The 20,682-nt window shown below is 32.4% G+C and carries 22 protein-coding genes; 7 read left to right on the forward strand and 15 right to left on the reverse strand.

Features of this window, described 5'->3' with window-relative positions; genetic code table 11:
• Position 1 precedes the first annotated feature (1 nt).
• The 6 genes from gcvT to DG435_RS21990 all read left to right on the forward strand — a co-directional run bounded on the left by gcvT (position 2) and on the right by DG435_RS21990 (position 5,907).
• Positions 2-1,096 (forward strand): glycine cleavage system aminomethyltransferase GcvT, encoded by a 1,095-nt coding sequence (gene gcvT, locus DG435_RS21965; protein ID WP_106793843.1) that lies wholly within the window; start codon positions 2-4, stop codon positions 1,094-1,096.
• Between the two features lie 4 nt (positions 1,097-1,100).
• Positions 1,101-1,484, forward strand: coding sequence for a glycine cleavage system protein GcvH (gene gcvH / locus DG435_RS21970; protein ID WP_024771585.1), 384 nt, complete (start codon positions 1,101-1,103; stop codon positions 1,482-1,484).
• A 159-nt stretch (positions 1,485-1,643) separates the two neighbouring features.
• On the forward strand, positions 1,644-1,844 hold the full coding sequence (locus DG435_RS21975) for a dodecin family protein (RefSeq protein WP_024771586.1): 201 nt from the start codon (positions 1,644-1,646) through the stop codon (positions 1,842-1,844).
• A 153-nt stretch (positions 1,845-1,997) separates the two neighbouring features.
• Positions 1,998-4,034 (forward strand): thioredoxin domain-containing protein, encoded by a 2,037-nt coding sequence (locus DG435_RS21980; RefSeq protein WP_106793844.1) that lies wholly within the window; start codon positions 1,998-2,000, stop codon positions 4,032-4,034.
• Between the two features lie 128 nt (positions 4,035-4,162).
• Complete coding sequence (locus DG435_RS21985; RefSeq protein ID WP_106793845.1) at positions 4,163-4,870, forward strand: hypothetical protein; 708 nt, start codon at positions 4,163-4,165, stop codon at positions 4,868-4,870.
• 329 nt (positions 4,871-5,199) lie between these two features.
• Positions 5,200-5,907 (forward strand): hypothetical protein, encoded by a 708-nt coding sequence (locus tag DG435_RS21990; protein ID WP_024771589.1) that lies wholly within the window; start codon positions 5,200-5,202, stop codon positions 5,905-5,907.
• On the opposite strand, the gene tsaB is transcribed toward DG435_RS21990, so the two are convergent.
• From tsaB to cyoE, 15 genes are all read right to left on the reverse strand, one after another.
• Positions 5,861-6,523 (reverse strand): tRNA (adenosine(37)-N6)-threonylcarbamoyltransferase complex dimerization subunit type 1 TsaB, encoded by a 663-nt coding sequence (tsaB, locus tag DG435_RS21995; RefSeq protein ID WP_106793846.1) that lies wholly within the window; start codon positions 6,521-6,523, stop codon positions 5,861-5,863. The two genes, DG435_RS21990 and tsaB, sit on opposite strands and share 47 nt — an antisense overlap.
• Before the next feature lie 134 nt (positions 6,524-6,657).
• Positions 6,658-7,935, reverse strand: a complete 1,278-nt coding sequence (locus DG435_RS22000) for an efflux RND transporter periplasmic adaptor subunit (RefSeq protein ID WP_106793847.1) — start codon at positions 7,933-7,935, stop codon at positions 6,658-6,660.
• A gap of 80 nt (positions 7,936-8,015) precedes the next feature.
• Complete coding sequence (locus tag DG435_RS22005) at positions 8,016-9,530, reverse strand: TolC family protein (RefSeq protein ID WP_234387144.1); 1,515 nt, start codon at positions 9,528-9,530, stop codon at positions 8,016-8,018.
• A gap of 106 nt (positions 9,531-9,636) precedes the next feature.
• Complete coding sequence (locus DG435_RS22010; protein WP_106793848.1) at positions 9,637-10,755, reverse strand: efflux RND transporter periplasmic adaptor subunit; 1,119 nt, start codon at positions 10,753-10,755, stop codon at positions 9,637-9,639.
• A gap of 30 nt (positions 10,756-10,785) precedes the next feature.
• A complete protein-coding gene (locus DG435_RS22015) occupies positions 10,786-12,048 on the reverse strand; it encodes an ABC transporter permease (protein WP_024771594.1) in 1,263 nt (420 codons plus the stop codon).
• Positions 12,049-12,065: 17 nt separating this feature from the next.
• Complete coding sequence (locus DG435_RS22020) at positions 12,066-13,295, reverse strand: ABC transporter permease (protein ID WP_024771595.1); 1,230 nt, start codon at positions 13,293-13,295, stop codon at positions 12,066-12,068.
• Positions 13,288-13,989: an ABC transporter ATP-binding protein gene (locus DG435_RS22025; RefSeq protein WP_024771596.1), complete on the reverse strand. Its 702-nt coding sequence runs from the start codon at positions 13,987-13,989 to the stop codon at positions 13,288-13,290. The genes DG435_RS22020 and DG435_RS22025 overlap by 8 nt, the downstream gene beginning before the upstream one ends.
• Before the next feature lie 212 nt (positions 13,990-14,201).
• A complete protein-coding gene (locus DG435_RS22030) occupies positions 14,202-14,435 on the reverse strand; it encodes a hypothetical protein (RefSeq protein ID WP_106793849.1) in 234 nt (77 codons plus the stop codon).
• A gap of 15 nt (positions 14,436-14,450) precedes the next feature.
• On the reverse strand, positions 14,451-14,999 hold the full coding sequence (locus tag DG435_RS22035; protein ID WP_024771598.1) for a DUF420 domain-containing protein: 549 nt from the start codon (positions 14,997-14,999) through the stop codon (positions 14,451-14,453).
• On the reverse strand, positions 14,992-15,726 hold the full coding sequence (locus DG435_RS22040) for an SCO family protein (protein ID WP_106793850.1): 735 nt from the start codon (positions 15,724-15,726) through the stop codon (positions 14,992-14,994). The genes DG435_RS22035 and DG435_RS22040 overlap by 8 nt, the downstream gene beginning before the upstream one ends.
• A gap of 11 nt (positions 15,727-15,737) precedes the next feature.
• Entirely contained in the window at positions 15,738-16,391 is a 654-nt protein-coding gene (locus DG435_RS22045; RefSeq protein WP_106793851.1) for a hypothetical protein, read from the reverse strand.
• Between the two features lie 189 nt (positions 16,392-16,580).
• Positions 16,581-16,940: a cytochrome C oxidase subunit IV family protein gene (locus DG435_RS22050; protein WP_024771601.1), complete on the reverse strand. Its 360-nt coding sequence runs from the start codon at positions 16,938-16,940 to the stop codon at positions 16,581-16,583.
• Between the two features lie 23 nt (positions 16,941-16,963).
• Entirely contained in the window at positions 16,964-17,947 is a 984-nt protein-coding gene (locus DG435_RS22055) for a cytochrome c oxidase subunit 3 (RefSeq protein ID WP_024771602.1), read from the reverse strand.
• Between the two features lie 139 nt (positions 17,948-18,086).
• Entirely contained in the window at positions 18,087-18,668 is a 582-nt protein-coding gene (locus DG435_RS22060; protein ID WP_024771603.1) for a cytochrome c oxidase subunit 3, read from the reverse strand.
• Positions 18,659-19,561: a heme o synthase gene (gene cyoE, locus DG435_RS22065; RefSeq protein WP_106793859.1), complete on the reverse strand. Its 903-nt coding sequence runs from the start codon at positions 19,559-19,561 to the stop codon at positions 18,659-18,661. The genes DG435_RS22060 and cyoE overlap by 10 nt, the downstream gene beginning before the upstream one ends.
• A gap of 248 nt (positions 19,562-19,809) precedes the next feature.
• Between cyoE and DG435_RS22070 the strand changes: the two genes are divergently transcribed.
• A complete protein-coding gene (locus DG435_RS22070; protein WP_106793852.1) occupies positions 19,810-20,679 on the forward strand; it encodes an MBL fold metallo-hydrolase in 870 nt (289 codons plus the stop codon).
• Positions 20,680-20,682: the final 3 nt, after the last annotated feature.

A 20,682-nucleotide genomic window follows, 5' to 3' on the forward strand; every position in this document is an offset into this window, starting at 1 on the left:
TATGGAAACAGAACTAACAAGCATAGCTCTCGAAGCTAAGCACCAAGAATTGGGAGCAAAAATGGTCCCATTTGCAGGATATTTAATGCCACTTCAATATACCTCTGTAGTACAAGAACATAAAACCGTAAGAGAAGGTGTTGGTATATTTGATGTATCGCATATGGGTGAATTTATCCTTAGGGGCCCTAAAGCGTTAGATTTAATTCAGAAAATAAGTAGTAATGACGCTACCAAACTAAACATTGGAAGTGCACAGTATTCTTGTATGCCTAATGATAAAGGCGGTGTTGTAGATGATCTTATTATCTATAAACTAGATGATCAAGAATATCTATTGGTAGTTAATGCCTCTAACATTGATAAGGATTGGAACTGGATAAAAAGTCATAATACCGATAATGTAGAAATGATTGATCGTTCTAATGAGATGTCACTTTTTGCTGTACAAGGTCCACTTGCAAGTCAAGTATTACAAAAACTTACCAAAGTAACTCTTGCTGATATCCCATACTACACTTTTGTTATGGGGGAAATTGCAGGAATACAAGATGTAATTATTTCTGCTACAGGATATACAGGTGCAGGAGGTTTTGAGCTTTACGTGCCTAATTCTGGAGCAGAACAACTTTGGGATGCAATTCTTGAAACCGGAAAAGAAGATAACATTCAACCTATCGGACTTGGAGCAAGAGATACATTACGATTAGAAATGGGATTCTGTTTGTACGGAAACGATATTGATGACACTACCTCTCCATTAGAAGCGGGGTTAGGTTGGATTACAAAATTCACTAAACCTTTTATCAATTCTGAAGCCTTACAAAAACAAAAAGCAGAAGGGATTACCAAAAGATTAGTTGGTTTTGAAATGATAGAAAAAGGTATCCCTAGAGCTGGATATACAATATATAATGAAAATGATGAACTCATCGGAAAAGTAACTTCCGGAAGTCAATCACCTATATTAGAAAAAGGAATAGGGCTTGGCTATGTAACGGTTTCCCATGCTAAAGCAGACAGTACTATTTTTATCGAAATTCGAAATAAGCGTATCAAAGCAGTAGTTAAAAAAACACCCTTCATAAAAAAATAAAACTATGAATATACCAGAAGAATTAAAGTATAGTAAAGATCACGAATGGATCAGAATAGAGAATAATATTGCACATATAGGTATTACCGATTTTGCACAAGGTGAGTTAGGAGATATCGTTTATGTAGAGCTCGAATCTTTGGATGAAGAACTTAATGAAGGAGAAGTAATGGGGTCCATTGAAGCGGTTAAGACTGTTTCTGATATTTTTATGCCCATTTCAGGTACTGTTATCGAAGTTAATGAAGAACTGGAGTCAAATCCAGAAATGGTAAATTCTGATCCTTATACCAATGGTTGGCTTGCTAAAATAGAGATCTCTAATCCAGACGAAATTGATGCCTTATTAAATGCTGATGGATATAAAAAATTGATAGGCGCAGAATAATAGTTTTCTATCAAAAATTTAACTGGCATGCTTTTAAACGATAAATTGATAATTATATCGAAAAATCATATAAAAGAATACATGCTATTTTTTCCGAAAAGCAACTGTTTATTGTATCTTAGAGACTCTTTAAAAAAATTAATTTAAAAACTCATAAAAATGGCAATTATTAAAGTTATTGAAGTTCTAGCGAATTCTGAAAAAAGCTGGGAAGATGCAACCAAAAATGCAGTGAAACAAGCTAGCAAATCGGTAAAAAATATTAAATCGGCATATATAGTTGATCAAAGCGTAGTGGTCAAAAATGATGACGTATCCGAATTTAGAGTGAACTTAAAAATCTCTTTTGAAGTAAAATAATAATTTTATTTCTTCTTTATAAAAAGCATCCTGAATTATTCAGGATGCTTTTTATATTTTTATACATTACTAAAATCGACTCTGGTGAAATATTCATACCTCTTTATATTATCATTATTGTTCACAACATGCACAAGTCAAAACAAATCTCCTATGGAACAACATACCTATACTAATGATCTTATTCATGAAACCAGTCCATACCTCTTGCAACATGCACACAATCCCGTGAATTGGAAACCTTGGGGAGAAGAAGCACTACAACAAGCTAAAAAAGAAAACAAGCTTATCATTGTAAGCATAGGATACGCAGCTTGTCATTGGTGTCATGTTATGGAACATGAAAGTTTTGAAGACCCAAAAGTAGCAGAAATCATGAATGCTAACTATGTAAATATTAAAGTAGATCGTGAAGAACGACCAGACATAGATCAGGTATATATGAGTGCTGTACAATTAATGACTGGTAGTGGTGGTTGGCCTCTTAATATGGTTATATTACCCGACGGAAGACCTGTTTGGGGAGGTACTTATTTTCCTAAAGGGAATTGGGTTGATGCATTAAAACAAATTTCAAACTTATATGAAAAACAACCCGATAAGTTAATAGAATATGCCGAAAAACTGGAACAAGGAATTAAAGCTGTAGACCTCATCGAGGTAAATACTAATGCTATTAATTTTGACAAAGAATTTATAGCATCTTCTGTAAAAGAATGGAGTTCTCATTTTGACCATCAAAAAGGAGGTACAAAACGAGTTCCAAAATTTATGATGCCAAATAATTATCATTTTCTTCTTCGATATGCCTATCAAACCAAAGACGAAACGCTATTAGATTTTGTAAAAAATACTTTGATAAAAATATCATATGGTGGGGTATATGATCATGTTGGGGGAGGATTTGCGCGATACTCTACTGATGGGAAATGGCATGTTCCTCATTTCGAGAAAATGTTATATGATAATGCGCAATTGGTAAGTCTGTATTCTGATGCTTTTTTGATCACCAATGATCCCTGGTTTAAGGATGTGGTATATGAAACTCTGGATTTTATATCAAGAGAACTCACTAATAAAGAAGGTGCCTTTTATTCATCCCTGGATGCAGATAGTAAAACTCTGGACGGAGAATTAGAAGAAGGAGCTTTTTATGTATGGACCAAAGAAGAACTAAAAAATATAGTACCAGATGATGACTATCCCCTCTTTGCTGATTATTATAATATAAATTCATACGGTTTCTGGGAAAAAGAAAACTATGTTTTAATTAGAAAGGATACTCATCAAAAGTTTTGTGATAAAAATAATATCGACAGCGAAGTCTTGATAAAAAAAATCTCTCAATGGAAAAAAGTTTTACTTCATGAACGTGAAAAACGGTCTCGGCCACGATTAGATGATAAAACTTTAACCTCCTGGAATGCTTTAATGTTAAAAGGTTACCTGGATGCTTATAGAGTTTTTGGAGAGAAAAAGTTTTTGGATGCTGCTATAAAAAATGCAAATTTCATCAAAACTACTCAGTTAAAAACCGATACTTCTTTATTTCATAACTACAAAAATGGTAAAAGTACCATTAATGGGTATTTAGAAGATTATGCACTAGTTATCGAAGCCTTTATAGCCTTATACCAAAATACATTTGATCCAGAATGGCTAGAAATATCAGAGCAACTTACACAATATACTTTAAGTCACTTTTTTAATGAGAATAAAAACATATTCTATTTCACTTCTGATCAAGATCCAAAACTCATTACTCGCACTATAGAATATAGTGATAATGTAATCCCGGCATCCAATTCGATTATGGCTAAGAACTTATTTCTACTATCTCATTATTATGATCGTTCTAATTACAAAGAAATAAGTGAACAAATGTTACATAATATTAAACCGAAAATCAAGTCTTATGCATCAGGATACTCTAATTGGTTAGACCTTATGCTTAATTTTTCTTTTGACTTTTATGAATTGGTTATTATAGGTAAAGAAGCAAAAATTAAATTAAAAGAAGTCAGTCAAATTTATATTCCAAATAAACTAATGGCGGGGGGTACATCAGATTCTGATACAGCCTTATTAAAAAACAGATTTGTTAAAGACAAAACTTTGTTTTATTTATGCGTAAACAATTCATGTAAATATCCGGTTGAAGAATTTAAAAACATTTTACCTTTAGAGTAAATACCTTTGAGAAAAGCTCATAAGGGATTCAACTGAAATCAATATTGAATTTTAAATTAAATTGGCGTGGTTTTTGAACCAAATTTATCTAAAACAGTATTTTAACACTAATCCAAAATTCACTTATTATGAAAAAAATGATCTTATTTTTTATAGCTTCCATGTTTGTATTTGCCGTTAATGCTCAAATAGGAACTGCTCATGCAGATTTTTTAACTCCTTTATTTCAAACACACAATAATGTTAAAGACTTTAAAAAATCAAATGATATTCATAGTAAAACAAAAGGATCTCCATATGAAAACGAAAAGTTTGAATTAGGAGAAATTGTACATACGAATTCTAAACAAAAAATTCAAAAATTATTTTTACGATATAATGTATTTGACGATCAAATAGAAGTAAGTAAAACCTCAGAAGTTACCGAATTACATGGTCTTCTTAAGAGTGAACATATATATGCTCGTATTAATAATAAAGAATATCATTACAAGAAGTACAAAGATTTAAACGACCAAACAAAGAAGGGGTATTTAGTCAAACTAAGAGGTAATGCTAAAATTAGTTTATACAAATTACTTGTAAAAAAATATACCAAAGCCAAAATTGCAAATACTTCATACCATAAAAATACTCCTGCAAAGTTTACAGATCAACAGACCTATTATATAGAAATAAACGAAAAACTATTCCCTGTTAGTTCAAGTAAAAAGAAAACGGTAAGTATCTTTCCTGAAAATCAAAAAGAAGTAAAAGATTTTATTGGTAAAGAAAAATTAAGTTTAAAGAAAGAAAAAGATTTGGCTAAATTAATAAATTTCTATAGCACATTATAAAACCTTTTTTCAATAATGTGTTCATAAAATGCTCAATCATTTTTTCATTTTGAGTCACTCAATAAATGTTAAAAAAGTGTATTTCACAGGTTTTTTAAACACATTAAACCATAGACAAACAGCAAGTTAGTAGTCTAAATCTTACAATTTTTACGGTTTTACCGTAAAAATTGTATGTGAATTATTTGTTAAAATTGCAATTTTACTCCTAATAATTTAACGCTTCATGTGTTTGAATTATGAAATTCGTAAAAATTTGATCAAAAAAGCATAATATTTGTATTTAAAGTGTTATTTCTTTAAGTTTATCATACCTAAATCGAAAAACTATGAGAAGAATATTACTTTTTTTATGCTTAACAGCATCGTCGGCATTATTTGCTCAATTACCCCGAAATTTACTTACACCTACTACCAGAGTTTCTTTATATGATGAATATGATGGTAGTATTTATATGAAGAGTCGTTATAAAGAATCTAGTGTTATTGATGAAAAATCAGGAACTTTTGATGCTAAACTTAAATATAACATCTATTCTGATGCTCTTGAATATAATTCGCAATCCAAATTATACGAAGTGGTTAAAAGCCCAACTATTCATGCTCGAATTGATGGTGATTATTTTTATTACTGTGAATTCAAAAATCAACGAGGAAGCAATAGAGATGGCTACTATGTATTAGTAGAATTAACCGATAAATATCGTATTTATAAAAAATTTACACTCAAGGTAAAAGATCCCGAAAAAACAGGCCCGATAATCAGTGGTCCTTCTGATCCAGGTACACTTAGAATGCTTACCTCCTATTATCTAGAAGAATCGGGTGTTATCATGGAATTACCTATGAACAAAAAAGAAATGCTTGCAGCATTTAATGATAAAGAAAACGAATTAAAAACTTATTTAAAAAAGGAAAGAATTCGTTTGAGAAAAGAAGAAGATTTAATTCGACTTGTTGCTAGATATAATGCTCTAAAAAGCTCTGATTCTAGCCCGTCACAAAGTCTTTTAAGTAATACGGGTCGAGGTAACTAACATCTTCAAAATCTTTTTTCAAAAATTTAGGATAACTTAACATTGCCATCTCATTTGCAGATGGCAATTTGTTTTGTATAAATACAGCATTAGCATCGCTACAAATAGCTGAAAATTTTTCTACACCGTTTCCTATGAAATATACTTTTTTCTCCTGCAAATATGTTTCAAAAGAAGTACCAATAAGAATCTCTGCCTCTGTCTTTCTTATTTCTTCATAAGTATTAGTAAATACAGCAGAATACACCTCCATTCTTCGAGCATCAAGCATAGGGACAATGTAGCTATCATTTTCCTGTGATACTTGTAGTGCTAATGAGTGAAGAGTAGAAACAGATAGTAATGGTATATCTAATGCATAACATAAACCTTTTGCTGCAGACACTCCTATTCTTAATCCCGTATATGACCCAGGACCCTTGCTAACCGAAACCGCAGAAAGATCCTTTGGGGTCAACCCAGCTTCTTTGATAACTTTATCTATAAAATTATGCAACCGTTCTGCATGAGAATATGTACTATCATAATCCTCTATTAATCCAATCACCTCTTCGCCATTAGCTAAAGCTACAGAACAATTGGTTGTTGAAGTTTCTATGCAAAGGATATAGGCCATTTATCAAAAATTTAGGCAAAGATAATCTAATTAGACAAAATTGTTTATCTAATTAGATGTGTCCTTTACTAAATATTATACTGAAGTTTTAACTGATAGATATTTTGATTAATACCTAACTTTTGATCGTATTTTTATTTGGTAGATTTTTTCTCTTTCTCGGTAGTTACCTTATCTCCTGTTTTAAGTATTTTGGTAACCACATTATAGGGCCCTGTTATAACCTCATCTCCTTCTTTCAATCCGCTAGTTATCTCAATATTACTATCATCCTGGATACCTGTTTTTATCACTCTTAATTTTGCTGTTTCGCCATTCTTAACGAACACACATTCGAATTTTTTATTGGTATCTGATGAGATTTTATCCTTAGATGAGATTTCTTTTATAGCTGAAGTATCATTTTTAATTACTATTGAGCTTATAGGAACTCCTATTACATCCTTTCTTTTATCAGTAATAACATCGACTGTAGCTGTCATACCTGGTCTAAACGGAGAATAGTTTTCGGGTTTACCTTCTGTTAAATCGGCATATGATTCTTCCAGAATTCGAACTTTCACTCTAAAATTAGTTACCTGATCTGCACTTACAGCATTTTCTGCAGAGTTAGCGATTTCTGTAACAATTCCTTTAAATTGTTTCTTTAGATAAGCATCTACTTCAACAATAGTAGAGTCAGCGATTGAAACTTTAACGATATCATTTTCATTCACATCTACTTCTACTTCCATATTACTAAGGTCAGCAACACGTACAATCTCTGTACCCGCCATTTGTTGAGTACCTACTACTCTTTCTCCAAGTTCTACAGACAACTTAGAAATTGTACCAGTCATCGGGGCATATATCGTAGTTCTGCTTAAATTATCTTTGGCTTCATTAACAGTTGCCTGAGCACTTCTTACATTATAATATGCCGATTGTTTAGCAGCTTCTGCTCCTTCATATGCCGAGATTGATCTATCCCAATCTGCTTTAGAAATCACTCCTTTGTCAAACAATGCTTTATTACGATCATAGCTTAGTTTTGATTCTTTTAAACTAGCTTCGGCCTGTCTTAATCCTGCTCTTACATTTTCTAATGCCGCCTGAGATCTGTTTAATCCAGATTGAATAATATCTGGATTTATACGAACCAAAAGATCTCCTTTTTGAACTTGTTGGCCTTCTTTGATTGGCAAGTCGATAATCTCTCCCGATACTTCTGAAGAAAGTTTAACCTCTACTTCGGGTTGTATTTTACCCGTAGCCGAAACAGTTTCTACAATATCAATTTTCTCAATTTTGGTAACTGATACTTCTTTAAAGTTTCCGCTTTCACCAAACCATCCAGCTTTTTTACCATAAACGAGTAGTACAATTACAACAGCAACTATACCTAAAATGAAGAGTAATTTTTTTTTATTCATGACGTACTTTAACGTTAATTCTATTCTATGAAAATACAATCTTTTTCTATATAGCAGCCAAAAAATCGAATGCCACTATTCTATAATTTTATATCAGCGATCTTTATTCCGAAATAAAGTTCTAGCACTTTTAATTTAAAAATATAATCAAATTTATTTTGTACTTCCTGGCTCTGAGCATTTTCTAATCTAAATTTTGATTGACTAAAATCAAATGCATTAGTTAGTCCTACATCATAACGATCTTTTGCATATTCATATGCTCTTTCCTGAGCCTTTACAGAAACCTGAGCAGCTTCATATGCCTCTGCAGCTCCTTTTGCATCAAGATATGCCTGGTATACGTTACTATCCAAATCCAATTCTGCTTGTTCTAATTGAAATTCTGTACGCTTTACATTAACCTTATTTCTTTTTACAGCATTCCTTGCAGAAAATCCATTGAAAATTGGTACCTGAAGAGATAATCCATAAGAAATCCCATCGTTAGTATACAACTGATCAATATATGATGCAGCATTCTGTTCTACAAGAAGTAGATTAGGGCTCTGACCAATAACATTCTGCCCTGTTGCTTCTACAACACCAATACTTTGAGTTGTTACAGGGTTATTCTCATCCAAAATACGTGCAAAAGATTTAGCTCCTGATTCTCTTGTATTATAATTAAAAGAACCATTTAATGTAGGATAGTATGCTCCTCTTGCAATTTCAAGGTCTTTTTCTGCTATAAGTTTATTCTGCTCGGCAATCTGTACTTCGTATCTTGATTCTCTGGCCTGAGCAATCACTTGATCTATAGGTTTATCTAACATTTCTGATCCGGGAACCAGATACTCTTGTTCTATAATATCAAAATCTTCGTAATTTTTAATCAGCAACCGTTGTGCTAATCCAATTAATGCAATCTGCACAGCATTTTCTGCCTGCACAATTCTAGTTAATTCATCTGCCGAAGTTGCTTCAATTTCGAGAAGATCACCTTGAGGCAACACTCCTGCTTCTACAAGATCTTTAGTACGTTGTAATTGTTCTAATGTAATCTCGTGCTGTTTCTCTACTACTTTTAATGATTCTTTGTTTAAAAGGACCTGCAAATAACTATTTGCAACAAATAACGCGATATCATCTTTAGACTTACCGAGGTTATATTGACTTAGTAGTTTATTAAGTTTTGCTCTTTGAAATCTTTTTATATTTCTTAAACCACCAAATATGGTTATTCCAGCACTTATATTATAATTAGAACTTCTAAATGTCTGTGTTTTATTTTCGTTTGTAATAGGATCTGTTGATAAACCAGAACTCCAAAAGTTAGAAGCAGATGCGTTTAACGTAGGTAGAAAATTTCCTATAGCATCAATCCTATCAATTTCTGTTGCCTCTACATCTAATGCTGATTGCTTTATCGCAATATTATTTTCTAAAGCATATTCTACACATTCGCGTAATGTCCACTTCTTTTCTTGTGCCTGAGTTTCTAGCACTCCAAAAAATGTAATGCATAAAATTAAAATTCTAACTCTCATAAGTTTAAAATCTATAGTGTCCTTTTGTGACGAGAACTTGCCTAAATCTTTTACTATTATTTTCATACTATGGTATAGGTATATATTTGATTGATGTTGTTACAGATTATTTAAAAAAATATTTTTAATTACCTAACTACTATCAAAAATATTGTTTTAAAACATGCTGGTTTTAACCTTTTTCATCTTCTTTTTTAATTGGCTCGGTTTTATTCCAAACTTTAATATCATCTTCTTCAGTTATTCCTGATAGGATCTCAACATTAATGCCATCAGAAATACCAATCTCAACATCTTTTCTTTCAAACTTTTGATCTCCCGTTTGTACTTCTACATAAGGGTCTTCTGTTTCTTTATCAAATTGTAAAAGGGCTTCTTTTACAGCGAGAATATCATTCTTTGTTTCCAAAACAATTGAAGCATTTGCACTATATCCTGCTCTTATAAAGTATGATTTATCCAGAAAAACTTCACCTTCAATTTTAAACTGAACTGCTCCTTGTTCTTCATCTCCTTTTGGTGCAATGAATTTTAGTTTTGCATCAAATTCTTTATCTCGAATTGCTCCCAGACTAACTTTTAGAGGCATATCAATTTTTAATTTATTCACCTCTGCTTCATCTACTTTTCCTTCAAAAATCATTTTGTTCAAATCTGCAATTGTAGCAATTGTGGTTCCATCGTTAAAGTTATTACTTTCGATCACCTGATCTCCTTCTTTAACAGGAATCTCAAGGATTGTTCCTGATACAGTTGCACGTATATTAGTATTAGCTGTAGAAGAACCTCCTGCAGAACCCAATCGTATGATCTGAAGATCGCTCTGAGCATTTGAAAGGTCTTGTTTTGCCTGATTATATCTTAGATCTACAGTATTAAAATCCTGACTAGAGATTACTCCTTTATCAAAAAGCGCTTTATTTCTATCGTACTCTACCTTAGAATTATTCAGAACAATTTGCGCATTTTTAACACGTCCTCTGGCACTGTTTAAGGATTGTTCATTAGGCACTACTTTTACTTTGGCTATTAAGTCTCCGGTTTTTATTGCTGCTCCTTCTTCAACATAAATCTTTTCTATAATTCCTGAGATCTGGGGTTTGATTGCCACTTCATCTTCTGGAACCACTTTTCCTGTTGCTACTGTTTTTTCTTCAATAGAAGTTTTAAACGCTTTTTCTGTAGTAAATACAATCGGTGATTTGCTATTAGAATCTAGAAGGTACTTACCTGAAAAACCAAGTAAGGCCACGAAAACTACAACTAGTAAAATTTTAAAAAACTTTTTCATTTTGATTGATGATTATTCTGGTTATTTATTTTATTCTTCTCTTAATGCTTCTATTGGTTTTATACTTACTGCTTTTTGTGCTGGAATAAGTCCTATTAACGTTCCTAACAACACTATTGACAATAATGCTCCTGCTACCGCAAAGAAATCGACTGTAGGATTTAAAATGGGCACATCATCATTATTACCAATTGCAGTATTGATACCCCAAAGTAACAGTGTACCAAAAATAAAACCTAATAATCCTGCTATAAAAGTAAGCAATACAGACTCTAACATGATTTGCCCTCTTACTTCTGCTGGTGTCGCCCCCAATGCTCTACGCACTCCAATCTCTCTTGTACGCTCTTTAACTGTAATTAAAAGAACATTACCTATTGCAATTACTCCTGCAATAAGTGTAGCTATTCCTACGATATAGGTAATCAAACGCATACCACCCAGAAATCCATTAATTTTCGCTACTTCTTCGCCTAGATTAAAACTCCCAAAAGCCTGAGTGTCATCTGGGTGCACATTATGCATTCTCTTAAGCGTAGTTTTTATTGTAGTTTCTGTATTTACTATATTCTTATCTGGTTTGGCGGTGATTACCATCCAGGATATATTTTGACCTTGGTTAAAAATTGTTTGAAATGTTGTGAATGGCAGAAAAATAGAATCATCTCCTTCAAATCCAGATTGAGTAGGTTTATATACTCCTATTACTTTGAAATAAATTCCATTTATTCTCACAAAGTCTCCTACTGCCTCTTCATCTTTATCATAGAATTGCTTATAGATATCTTCACCAATCACACAGACCTTACGTTCATATTTTATATCTTCTTCATTAATAAATCTCCCTCCATCAAATATTTTTTTCTTTGATACTTTGTCGATCGTTGGATAATCACCAAACACCTTAAATGCTCCTGACTTAGAACCTTTTACAAATTGCCCTGGTGGGGTTCCCCATTGACCAGTAACGTTACGAGGGGCGATATACTCAATATCATCGACCTGAGATTTTAATGTTTCTACATCATTTAATGTGAGTTGCATTCGTCTCCCTCTTTTAAAACCTTCGTTAGGTATACTGGTTTGTTGCCCCCAAACAAACATCGTGTTGGTTGCAAAATCATTAAACTGACTTCTAAAACTATTATCCAAGCCCTTAGCCATCCCCAAAAGAAACACAAATAAAAACACTCCCCAGGTTACCCCGATAACTGTAATTATGGTTCTTATTTTATTCTTACGAATAGCTCCATAAATTTCTTGCCAGGTATCTCTTTCAAATATAAATTTCATACCAATTCGATTTTTAGTTATTCATCTCTCAATGCAATTATAGGCTTTATTCTTGCTGCTCTTCTTGCTGGAATATATCCCGCTAAAAGACCAAAAAATATCAATATTATTGTTGCAGTCATAATAATACCTGTATCAACTTTAGGGTTAAGAATAAAGAACTCTTCCAGGTTGTTACCTATAAGTTTTAATGCCAAAATCCCTAAAATTAATCCAAGATATCCTGCAACAGATGTTATCAGAACTGATTCTTGAAGCACCATAGCTATGATTGATTTTGGTGATGCTCCCAGTGCTTTTCTGATTCCTAATTCTTTGGTACGTTCTTTAACACTAAATGTCATGATATTACCAATACCAATAACTCCAGAGATTAGAGTCCCTATACCTACAACAAATATGATCATATAAATACCTCCAAGAATAACCATAGTTTCTTTAATATCTTCTGCAAAACTTCGTACCCTGATTGCACTTTGATCATCTGGGGCTACTTTAAATTTTTCTTTAAAATCTTCTTCAATTTTTTTAGAAAATGCAATAGCCTGCTCGGTACTCATAGCCATATTATAAGATAGGTTTATCTGATTAATATGATCATTATTTCCATAGAGTAATTGAACAGTTTTATATGGCATATAGATTATTCGCTCTTCATTATCACCGCCACTATCTTGAAAAACTCCAATTATTTTATAGGCTATCCCATCTACATTTAACATTTTACCTAAGGCCTTTTCATTTTTAAAAAGATCTTTCTCTACTAATCTACCAATAACAATGTTCTTGGTACGCTCGTTAACATCTGATTCATTAAGATATCGTCCGTTCATCATTATGGTTTTCTCAAGATATTGATGATCTGGATGCACAGCTCTTATGCTATAGCTACCAGATTCTTTCTTATATTTTGCAGAACCATTTCTATATATTCTTGGGGTAGCAAACTCAACCTTGCCTATATAATTACTTTTTATAAATTCGAAATCTTCATTTTTAAACTGAATTCTTCTATTTTCCTGAAAGCCTTTATACGCTTTTGATGTATTTCCTCCACGAATGAATATGATATTTTGAGCGTCATCTACAAAACTGCTTAAAAAACTATTGAGAAGACCATTACCCAGTCCTAACAGAATGGTAAAGATCAGGATTCCTAAAGCCACTGTAAACCCAGAAAGGAATGTACGTAGCTTATTTTTTCCTATAGCTTCAAATATTTCACCCCATCTATCTCTATCAAACATATTGAGATGCTCTAACTTGTTCTACTTCTTTATCTTCAACAATAACACCATCTTTAAGGTGTACTATACGTTTACACATATCAGCAATATCTGGTTCGTGAGTTACTACTAATATTGTTTTGCCTTCATCATTAATATTCTGAATGATATCCATTACTTCGTACGAAGTTTTACTATCCAAAGCTCCTGTGGGCTCATCTGCCAATAACACTTTAGGATCTGCAGCTAATGCTCTGGCAATTGCTACACGTTGTTTTTGTCCTCCGGAAAGCTCACTTGGTAGGTGGGTTGCCCATTCTGCCAATCCTACTTTGCTAAGATAATCCATTGCTGTATCAATTCTTTCTTTTCGTTTTTTGCGTTGGTAGTACAATGGAAGGGCAACATTTTCTAAAGCTGTCTTGTAGTTAATCAAATTGAAAGATTGAAAAACAAATCCTAAAAATTTGTTACGATACTGTGCTGCTTTAGTTTCGTTTAATCCTTTTATAGGAACTTCATCTAAAAAATAGCTTCCGCTATCGGCCTCATCTAACATTCCTAAGATATTTAACAATGTAGATTTTCCAGAACCCGAAGATCCCATTATAGCGACCAACTCGCCCTCTTTTACATTAAAATCTATTCCTTTAAGTACATGAAGCGAATTGCTTCCCATTTGGTAAGATTTATGTAAGTCTTTTATTTCAATCATAATACTGGATTAAGATTTGCAAGGCAAAATACCTTAGTAAAACTGAGACACACTAGCCTAAAAATACTGTATAGTATTAGATCAATCTTACAGTTTTCCCCTGAAGACTTATTGATTGGTTAGTGTCGTCTTGTTACATAAGACTAGCTACATGGTATTTTTGTTACAGCTTTTCTTGTTATGAAAATGTTAAAAAATTAAGAACTCTTTAATTATGGCTTTTTTGTAGTTGTCGATTTTCTTTTATTTCTATAAATAAAATACCCCACAACTCCTATTAAGATATATGGTACAACCATTAGGTATACAATACCATTATTGATTCCTTTTGCTGTTTCCTGCCCCTCTTCGTTCTCCAAAACTGCTCTGCACATTGCACATTGTGCCTCTACCGGGATGGTAAATATCAAAAAAAGAATTAGTATGTAAAAAACTTTTATTCGCATAAATATGTATTCAAACTAAACATAATATGGTGATATCATAAAGTACACAATCACTCCTGTAACGGCTACATATAACCAAATCGGAAATGTAATTCTCGCAATTTTTTTATGCCTATCAAATCGTTTCGCTAGTGCTCTTACATAAGTAATCAATACAAAAGGAATAACAACAACAGACAGGATTATATGAGTGACCAAAATAAAATAATATACATATCGTATCGTTCCTTCTCCTCCAAATCGAGTAGAATCACTAGTCATATGATACGCGATATACATCAATAAAAACAACACCGAACATAAAATAGCTGTTTTCATGAGCTTCTCATGCAATGCAATATTCTTATTTTTTATTGCCCATAAAGCAGCTAGTAAAATCACAGCGGTTAAACCATTAATAGTTGCATATATTGGGGGTAAAAAAGTAAGGGGTTGCACATCAAACCCAAGTTTTCTCAGATTAACTCCAAATAATGCTGCTACTGCAAGAGGAATAAAAACCGATAAAATTACAATCCATTTATTGTATTTTTTTTCTACATCTGATTGGTTGTTGTTACTCATTCTTATCTAATAGTTTCTTTATATCTTCTAATAAAATAGTTATTTGTTCTTCTTCTCCATTTTCATCTACTTTTTCCTTTACCCCAATTGTTCCTCTATAATAAATAATAGGATTACCTGACGCATCATATCTAGATCTTATATATCCTTCCTGATCAATTAAAGCAAAGTAGCCGTTATGCTCAAATCCACCTGGCACATCGGGATTCTCTGCAGCATAAATATTAAATCCAGCATTGGCCAGTTCATAGATATCTTCTCTATCTCCTGTTAAAAAATGCCAGTCAGGATCTATTACTTTATACTTCTCTGCGTACTTCTTAAGTCTTTTTGGCGTATCAAACTTAGGATTAATCGTAAAAGAAGCTACTCCAAAGTTTTCATCGTCTTTTAATTTATTTTGCAGATATACTAAATTTTTATTCATCTTAGGACAAATAGTAGGGCAACTGGTAAAGAAAAATTCTGCTATATATACTTTACCCTTATAATCATGATTAGTAATTAGAATACTATCCTGATCTAAGAATGCAAACTCAGGAACCTTTTTTGGAGCTCCGTTAAGTTTTATATAACTAAGTTTTTCATTAGCAACAGGGTTACTAGCACTCATCCTATCGTTTTTAACAATCGAAGTACTTTTAATTCTATTTATAATCTTTGGTATAAAAATGATTCCAAAAACCAATATGATAAACGATATCCCGATGTAAGAATTTTTTTTCATGCGCTTACTCTTTATTTCTTTTTACGATCAGCTTTATATTTTTTTAAAGCCAAACGATATTCTGCAAGAATCACTTTTACATCATCACTCATGACATTTGATAAATCAGCAACAGAACTTGCATCATACCCATATACTTTTGATTCATTTTCTTTTAAATTACCATCTCTACCTCTTAGTCCTCCATTTTTGTCGACTATATACACATACTGAGTAGCCAAATTATCATCTAATTGATGCGGAGTCTTTAAACTCCTAAATAAGGTTTTTATACTTTCTGGGGTACCAAAAACAAAGTTCCACTCAGAAACATCGGTAATGTTGTCTAATTCGTCCAATAGTTTCTTTGCAGCATTCTCACTACCATAAGGCAAAACCATTACAAACTGAAAATCACGAAACCCATAATTTTTTTTATAAATTTTTTGATTTAGGTTAAAAGCATTTCCCTGTTTGTTATGAATATCTTTCCCTAAGAAACCAAGTACAGTAATCTTATCAGAAAAACTAACTTCTTTTTTGGCTAGTGGTTCAAAATTTTTAAGATTTTCTATAGATTCATTAAGCACAGGAAGTTTGGCGAAATTATGTACTCCAGAAGCAAAAAATAAATAGGCCACTAATGGCAATACAAATAAGACTCCTAAGACAAGAAATTTTTTCATTTGACAAGTATCAAATAGTTATAAAATCGATATCTAATACCGTTCATTCTTTCAATTTACTAGAAAATAAAATTCAAACAACAAATGGTATAAATTCTGAAATAAGCTCAGAACAATTGTGTAAAAATAAAAAAAGACGGCTTAATAGACCGTCTTTTTACAATGCTTTTAACTTATATATTTAACGGATTAAAAATCCCAAGCTACATGCCCATTTTTATAGATTTCAAATATGTAATCTCCTTCTGTAAGCAGGATAAACATTAAATAACAAATTAAGAAAATTCCTGTCCAAACGACAGATCTTCTTAAGCCTTTAGTCTCACCTTCCATATGCATAAATGACCAGGTGATATAATATGCTTTGTAAATTGTAAGAATAATAAAAATCCAATTTAATAGTTTCATACTAATTAAAGTGGTTTCTACTAAAAATGCAGGTTTTATAATCCCTAATATTACTTCTACTATTGTAACAACAGATAATAGAATAAATACTTTCCAGATTCTTCCTATATTCGATTCGTGATGCGCTGTATCGTGTGCCATGCTGTATAACTACTAAATTTTTATTAAACCAGGTAAAAGAATGTAAATACAAATACCCATACCAAATCTACAAAGTGCCAGTATAAACCAACCTTTTCTACCATCTCATAATTCTTTCTTCTTTCATAAGTACCGAGAATTACATTGATAAAGATGATGATATTAATAACGACTCCAGAAAACACGTGAAAACCGTGAAAACCAGTTATAAAGAAGAAGAAGTTAGCAAATAATGGAGTACCATATTCATTATGTGTAAGATTTGCTCCTTCTACAATACCAATAGCGTCTGCTTGCATTCTTTTCAAGGACTCTGTTCTTGACAAGATTGTTTTCTCTCCTTTTTCTGTTAGCGTTTGAGTTCTTACTAAAAGATCTTTTCTTTTTGCAAAACCTGTTCTTATTTCTTCAATAGTATAGGTAGGAAGAGTTCCTTCTTTTTTATACCAGATTCCATTTTTTCGCTCATGTTGAGTCCTATCCTTATGGGTATCGATAATTGCGATATCTTTTAGACCTACTCTATGCCCTTCTCCATCTACAAATTGTAAAATTTGTCCTCCTTTGGTTTCTACCGCGCCATATTCTCCTTTGATAAAGTTTTTCCACTCCCAGGCTTGTGATCCTACGAATATTGCTCCACCAATTATAGTTAAGAACATATAAAAAATTACCTTTTTCTTTTTCATATGGTGTCCAGCATCTACGGCTAATACCATAGTTACCGAAGAAAAAATCAAGATAAAAGTCATCAAAGCCACATAATACATTGGAGCATCTACCCCATGTAAGAATGGAAAGTGATTAAATACTTGATCGGCTATAGGCCAGGAATCTATAAATTTAAATCTTGAAAAACCATAAGAGGCTAAAAAACCAGAGAATGTAAGTGCATCCGAAAGGATAAAAAACCACATCATCATTTTACCATAACTTACCTTGAGTGGTTGATTGCCACCTCCCCAGGTTTTATCTTCAGTACCTGTTTTAGTAACAGTTGTTTCCATATAAAGAATTTGGTATTGTTAAATTTCCCACAAAAATAATCAATTTTATCATTTCACCTGCTCAAATTTATTTTTTAATTGTCACAGATGCTTTTCTTTAAAACAATCTCTTTTATAGTATTAAATCAATGATCTAAGATCATTTAACGAAATACAAAAACAAAAAGAGATAAACCCACAGGAAATCAACAAAATGCCAGTACATAGCACCTAGTTCTAAACCAAGAGTTTGACCTGTTTTATATTTTTGTTTAAAATGATTATAAATTACAACTAAAAGCACTAATATCCCTCCAATGATATGTGCTAGGTGTGTTACTACAATTATAAACATAAACGTAGTAACGATATTAGATGTCGGACCTGTAAAATGATATCCTTGTCTAATAATATCGCTAAACCCTTCAAATTGCAAGAATATAAATACAATTCCTAATGCAAGTGTAGAGAGCAGTAATACTGTAGCCAGACTTCTATTATTTTTCTCAATCGCGTTTTTCACAAAGTAGAATGTAACACTACTTGCTACTATGATCAATATACTATATATAAATGCATTTGGAAAAACAAGATCTATCCCCCAGTCTTTCCTGCTTTTACTCACAACATAAGCACTAGTAAGTCCTGCAAACACCATTGCCATACTAATCATAGCAAACCACATCATGGTTTTTTTGGACCTATTAACTTTTTCTTGTGTTGTTCCTTGTGTTAAATCCATATTCTAACAAATTTATCTACTACATAAATGACTTGTAATAATGTAATATATAAGACACTCATTAGCATTAATTGCTTTGCTGTTTTAGCATCTCTAACCTTATATAATCGAACTGCAGATCTAATTAAAATTATTCCTAAAAATAGAAGAATTACTCCTGATACCGGAGTAAGATAAAGTTTACCAGTAACTCCAAAAACAGGTACTAAAGAGGTTACCACAGTCCATAATGTATAAATAATAACCTGCACAGCAGTACCTTGATCCCTTTTACCTGTCGGAAGCATAAAAAATCCTCCTTTTTTATAGTCATCAAACAAAAACCACCCTATAGCCCAAAAATGTGGAAACTGCCAAAAGAATTGAATCATAAACAATGTTCCTGGCTCTATCCCAAAATTATTTGTTGCCGCCACCCATCCTAACATAAAAGGAATTGCTCCAGGAATAGCACCAACAAAAACAGACAATGGTGTTTTTGTTTTTAAAGGAGTATATAAACTTACATATATAAATATAGAAATCGCTCCAAACATAGCCGTTTGAGGATTAATCGTATACAACACAGATATTCCTGCAATTGTAAAAAATGTAGCAATTGCAAAAGCCGTATTAACAGACATTCTTCCAGACGGAATCGGTCTATTTTTAGTACGATCCATCAGTTTATCTAAATTTCTTTCTATAATCTGATTATACGCGTTTGAGGCCCCTACCATAAAATAACCTCCTACAGCGAGAAGAATCAGGGTACTCCAGGAAACCGTTTCTACACCTAACAAATATCCGGCAACAGAAGAAAAAACCACACTTAATGCCAGACGCATTTTTGTAATTTCTTTAAAATCCTGAACAATCGAGATTTTTATAGTATTCGTTTGGGTCACGCTCAAATTTTGCACGTTTTCTAAATAGCTTTTTTAAAAGTGGTGCAAAGATATATCTTAAAAGCATTTTAGACAACTTATAACTACTTATAATTCACCTTTTAACAACTTTCCCTACAACAAACAAACAATTCTAAGAGTTGATCAAAATTTCTTTTTACAGAACATTTTGATAATCACCCCAATAGCCAAGAGTAATTTTTGTGCTTTATTACCGACAAATCATCATAAAAAACCACATAAAATCATCTCTAATGAAAAAATTACTGATTCTCGCAGTCTTTACACTTTTCTTTGCTGCCAATGCACAAGATAAAGAAGTCAAAATCACCATTGACCCATTGTCTGATAATATTTATATGCTAACTGGTCAAGGAGGTAATATTGGTGTTTTCAAAAACGAAAAAGGATTGTTTATCATTGATGATCAATTTGCAAGATTATCTGATAAAATTCTCACCAATCTAAAAACAATAAGCAACCAACCTGTTACTATGGTAATCAACACACATTATCATGGGGATCATACCGGCGGAAATGAAAATATGGCGAATAAAGGCGCTACGATCTTTGCTCAAAAAAATGTAAGATCCAGAATGGAAAAAAGACAAAAGGAAAAAGGAAGCATTGTTCCGTCATCGTTACCTGTAATTACATTTAACGAAGGCTTGCAATTATATTTCAAAGATGAAAACGTAAAAGCGTTTCATGTACACAATGCCCATACCGATGGAGATGCTCTTATTTATTTTGCAAATGGAAATGTGCTACATATGGGAGATACCTTTTTTAATGGACGGTATCCTTATATAGATTTAAAATCTGGAGGAAGCATTAAGGGGTACATAAAAGCATCAGAAAAAGCATTACTTATCGCAAACGATGCCACTAAAATTATTCCCGGACATGGGAAATTGGCAGCAAAAAAAGATCTGGAAATGTTTTTGAAAATGCTAAAAGAAATTACCGGTACTATTCAAAAAGAAATCGATGCTGGGAAATCTGAAAAAGATATTATAAAGAACACCTCTCTTACGGCGACCTATGATGCAAAAGGATACGGTGATGGATTTATTAACTCAGAACGTATGCGAAAAACGATTTACACTAGTCTCACCAAATAAAAA

Origin of the sequence: Aquimarina sp. Aq78 (genome assembly GCF_900299525.1) — a bacterium.
Classification (GTDB): Bacteria; Bacteroidota; Bacteroidia; order Flavobacteriales; family Flavobacteriaceae; genus Aquimarina.